General features: G+C 41.9%; 6 protein-coding genes. 1 reads left to right on the forward strand and 5 read right to left on the reverse strand.

The window, feature by feature from the left end:
- Positions 1-749: hypothetical protein (locus tag BHV64_RS08880; RefSeq protein ID WP_288115753.1), on the forward strand; the 749-nt coding region annotated here is incomplete at its 5' end.
- A gap of 28 nt (positions 750-777) precedes the next feature.
- Here BHV64_RS08880 and BHV64_RS08885 read toward each other — a convergent pair.
- The 5 genes from BHV64_RS08885 to BHV64_RS08905 all read right to left on the reverse strand — a co-directional run.
- Entirely contained in the window at positions 778-1,239 is a 462-nt protein-coding gene (locus tag BHV64_RS08885) for a hypothetical protein (RefSeq protein ID WP_042493819.1), read from the reverse strand.
- Positions 1,240-1,251: 12 nt separating this feature from the next.
- Positions 1,252-1,710, reverse strand: a complete 459-nt coding sequence (locus tag BHV64_RS08890) for a hypothetical protein (protein WP_081488119.1) — start codon at positions 1,708-1,710, stop codon at positions 1,252-1,254.
- A 44-nt stretch (positions 1,711-1,754) separates the two neighbouring features.
- A complete protein-coding gene (locus BHV64_RS08895) occupies positions 1,755-2,216 on the reverse strand; it encodes a hypothetical protein (protein ID WP_009598106.1) in 462 nt (153 codons plus the stop codon).
- A 66-nt stretch (positions 2,217-2,282) separates the two neighbouring features.
- Positions 2,283-4,100 (reverse strand): hypothetical protein, encoded by a 1,818-nt coding sequence (locus BHV64_RS08900; RefSeq protein WP_014776474.1) that lies wholly within the window; start codon positions 4,098-4,100, stop codon positions 2,283-2,285.
- A 40-nt stretch (positions 4,101-4,140) separates the two neighbouring features.
- Positions 4,141-4,647: tail fiber domain-containing protein (locus BHV64_RS08905; protein ID WP_288115754.1), on the reverse strand; the 507-nt coding region annotated here is incomplete at its 5' end.

Genomic DNA, 4,647 nt, shown 5'->3' on the forward strand with positions numbered 1-4,647 from the left:
GCCGTAGCGGAGGAGTTTTCAAACTTTCGATAGCAGTTCTCCGGCGCGGCTTTTTCCCATCGCCAGATGGGAGCGAGCTGTACCTTTGTATGCCGAAAATTTTTTCGGCATACGAAAGGAGCTCGCTCTGCGAGGCCGGGCGTTCTCCCGAGTCGAACGCCTTTTTAACCGATATCATGAATACCGACCCAAAACAGACAAACAGAAATGCCCGGAAATCTGAAACACCAAGCTACAAGTACTCTTTCTGGTTCAATGAAGAGCACATCCGCTTCAAGAAGCTACTCTGCAAGTCCGGATTGGAGCATAACAGGAGCCAGTTTATCGTAAAACGCATTTTCGGAGAAGAGTTCGTCGTCATCAAACGCGACCCGTCAAAGACGCAGTTTATCGCCCGGCTGAACGACTTTTATTTTCAGTTTCAGAAACTCGGCAATAACTATAATCAGATTGTAAAGGCTGTCAATTCGCACTTTTCCAACGTCGCTATCCCGCATCAGATCGCTATGTTGGAGCAGCGAACAAGAGAATTAAAGGCTCTGAGTATCGAGATTCTGAGCTTTGCGAAACATACTGTGGAGTGGTTGCAAATACGACCTGCTGGGACAGATCACCGAGGACGGTCCCATGTCACAGGAGGAGTTCGAAGCCATGCGCCGAAATCTTTCACGCAAGCGAAAGCCACGGCGAAAACGGACTATATCACGCTAAATGAACAGGCCGGAACATTTATTCCGGCCTGTTGCTAATGTGAAGTGTGCGTCATCAACGGAGGAGCTACAAAAGAGCAATGTCCTCCGGGAGAATATTAAAAACCCACGAGAAGTTTAATTGATCGCTATGACTATATTTTTTCGTATATAGCCGCCAATAAGATTCATTGAAGAATTGTCTGCCCTCTGCGTTCCGGTCTATATATTTCCATATTTTCAGTAATTGACCATCTTTGGAACAGATGCTTATACACCATTCTTGTTCCGGCTTACCGTTCCACGCATCGTAAAATGTGTCAAAAGTGGGTTCTCCTAAATATTGAAACGGACTGAAGCTATGAACTAATACCGAATCTCCGGGATCGACAACAGCATCAGTATCAATGAACGGTGACGTAGTAATAATTAAAATCTGATCGGTATTGTTTTTTGCATACCATGAAGTTGCATGCGTAGCCACCCATTTCTTCGGGTCGCATGATATGCTAATTAGTGTAATCGCAAATATGAAAGCAATCTTTTTCATGGCATTTGTAAGTTACTTAATGTCTGTGGGGTAAATATCGAAAACCCATGTAAAGTTTAATTCGTCGCTATGGCTATATTTTTTCATATATAACCGCCAGTAAGATTCATTGAAGAATTGCCGCTCCTCTGCGTCTCGGTCTGCATAATTCCAACTCTTTAATAAGCTCCCTTCATTCGAAAGAATATCAGTATGCTGATCTTGGACCGCTGTTTTTTTCCAAATGTCATATAAGCCGTTGAAAGACGGAATACCCCAATGTTGCGGAGGACAAAATGAATGAAAACAGACGGAATCACCCGAAATAATTGTTAATATCGACATTAAATGTCCGGGAACAGTTGTTATACTTATTGGCTCATTAGTTGCGTTTTTCACATACCAGTAGGTATAATGAGTCTTTAAATGCTCAGGTGGATCACATGAGACACCACCCAGAATGATTATACATAGGACGAATATTTTTTTCAAAATAGATTGATTTTAATTTATTACAAACTCATGGCATTTGTGAACTACTCAATATCTGCGGGGAGAATGTCAAAAACCCATGCAACCTCACAAGTAGATACATGTTGGAGTTGTGGTTTTTGATAAAATCTCCATGAAGTTTCTTGGAATATTCTTACTGACGGATCATTTTTATCCGAAATTTTCCAAGTTTTAAGTAATTGCCCATTTTCTGACAGGACATCCAGATTTTGTTCCACCCCATTCCCGTTCACGTTCCATAATTCATAAAATAGATCAAAAGAGGGAAATCCCAATTTTTGCATAGGTAATCTATGAAAAACAGATATAGAATCTCCCGGATTCAATAGCCGTTCCGTCCTGAAATCACGCTTCTTAATTACAATTGGTTTCCAAGTCATATTTTTTACGTACCAATGTGCACTATTGGTCGGCTCGGTAGTATGAAATATTCTGCATGATACGAACAAAGTAAGGCTGATAACAGCAAAAATTATTTTTTTCATAGACCATAGTTTTCGTGTAAAGATACAAAGGTTCAGGGAACAATGTCCCTGAACCTGTTAAATATATTAATTACCGCAAGTTATTTCAAGCTGCGCGCCTTGATTAATTGTAAACGGAGAGTTTATAGTAACAGACTTGTTGGCCCGAAAGGTCAGTTTCGCACTATTCGTTACAGTAACATTCCGCGTAAGAATATTATTCCCTGAAAAAACGAAAGACGAAGAAACCGTTTTGTTGGTATAAAAGGCATCATGCGTCAAATCTCCGGTATCAGGTTTGGGGACATTCGGGGTAATCCCGTTGTCCGTAAATGCCTTTTCGATCTCATCAGCCTTTTCGGGATATTTTTCGTACATTTTTGCGACTAATCTGTCATAGGTATCGACCCCAACGACCAAACAATCATATATCTGCTTCTTAGTTAATACTTTATCCCTTTGCAGGTCCCAAAACACATGAGGTTTAAGCCAAGTATGCACATCCGGATAATCATCCAAAAGACCTGACGGATTGTATTTTTCATAGGCCCGGATATGTCCCATTGAGTAACCCCACATTTCACCAATTCCACAAAGTTCTGCATTCTTACCCGTCCCGTTTCCATAAGAACCGTATGTCATAATATAGCTGATATACTTCGCCCAATGCGCACTTCCTACTTGACTGAAATGACTGGCGTGGGACAACTCGTGATTTACAACGTCATAAACCTTCCGGTAAGAGTGTCCACCTGTTCCTATCGTAATATCAGGTAGAACCTTTTTTAGCATTTGATTCAGCACCGTTGCAAGAGTACCGTAACCGATATTGATAAAAAAGTTTTTCCACGATGAATTACCGTTATACCCAATAGGATGTACAATTCGGCGCAACATAGGTGTCGAGGATGTCGTCCAGCGTTTGAAAACCCAAATTTTAAGATTACGGGGCGGTTTGGCAATTCCTGTTTCTTCGCACATTTTATAGTAATCGTAGGTTGCATTATTAACAGCCGCCCAATCCCAAGCAAAACTTCCAGCATTTATATCGCGTGAGTGTCCTCGGTTACTATGCCAACCCATATTAAGATTGGCCCGTGCAATCGGCCCCCAATTACCCCAGATGTCAAAACCTTTCCTGTTGTCAAAAACAATCGCGTAATGCGGTCCGAATCTGAATTTGCTGTCCATTGTATAATGGCCGCTTTCGTCCGTAAATGTCGTAGACCATTTAATAAATCTATGGCATCTGATTTTAACTCCTTTTACCGGAACAAAAGCACCTGCATAATCATCGTAAACTCTGATAGTTCCCTCCGGTCTGCGTTTTCCGCGAGTTTCCGGTTCCTGTTCTTCAAGGGGGTATCCAAGACTTAAAAAAGCAGCTTCCTCCACATTTATAATACCCCCGCGAGTGGGTGAGATTGTTTCATCTTCTGCCGGAATATAGCATTCTTCAATCACCTCATAAGGTATTTCTTTGGGAAATGCGAAGTCTGGCTTTACGGTTGTATACAACCAAGTAAAACTACCCTCCGGAATAGTCGGGTCTTGATAAACCGCATCTTCCGGAAGTTCGATATTGAGCGGATAGTCGAACAGTTCGAGGTCATAATCGTTTTTCAGGGCAATAAGTTGTAAACTGTCCTGCGGTAAGAATCTGACGTACAAATCCGTCGGTTCAATAGTTTTAGAAACATTATACGAATCGTAAACTCCCTGTATGACATCAACCGTGTACGGATTCGGTAAAAGTTCATATTCTACCATATCACTTCCATCCGAACGGGTTTTTGCGAGTGCCGGCGCGTTGGAATTATCATCGGTCATAATGTCTGTTTCGTCTTTGGTACAAGAGGACAGCATCACAGCCAATAATAATATCACCGAATATATTTTCTTCATAAAACAGTTTTATGTAATTCCGTCAAAATTCAATGATTTCCTATTTCCCGGCGGCTTTTAATTGACTTTCCAATGCAGCGACGCGCGCGGTTAATTCCTGAATGGCGCCCGTCAGAATCGGGATAAGGGCGGAATAATTGACAAGACGGTCACCCTCTTCTGTCATGGCGACTGCTCCGGGAATGATAGCTTCTAATTCCTGCGCCAAAAAACCGTATTCCTCCACACCGCTTTGCACTGGACGAATATTGAATCTTTCGTATTCGCTTTCATCCCTCCAATGATATTTCACGGGATTCAATTTCAGCACCATATTCGTTGACGGGTTAGATTGTGCAGTCGCTATGTTAATGGAAAAAGCAGACCGGGAAACGGGTGTCGTTTTCAATGAGCGAATATTGGTTTTCAGTTTTTCATCCGAAGTCTGATACATCGTGCGGCAATAAAGGTCGATATACAAGGACCTGTCGCTATCCAAAAACACAAGTTTATTGGTTGTAGTAGACATACGGGGATCGGCTGCATGAATGTGCATTTTGATACCGTT

Origin of the sequence: Alistipes sp. 56_sp_Nov_56_25, assembly GCF_001915285.1 — a bacterium.
Taxonomy (GTDB): domain Bacteria; phylum Bacteroidota; class Bacteroidia; order Bacteroidales; family Rikenellaceae; genus Alistipes; species Alistipes shahii.

Bases quoted from the DNA above. Each gene is read 5' to 3' on its own strand.
- BHV64_RS08900 (WP_014776474.1), bottom strand. From the start codon at position 4,100: ATGAAGAAAATATATTCGGTGATATTATTATTGGCTGTGATGCTGTCC.
- BHV64_RS08895 (WP_009598106.1), bottom strand. From the start codon at position 2,216: ATGAAAAAAATAATTTTTGCTGTTATCAGCCTTACTTTGTTCGTATCA.
- BHV64_RS08885 (WP_042493819.1), bottom strand. From the start codon at position 1,239: ATGAAAAAGATTGCTTTCATATTTGCGATTACACTAATTAGCATATCA.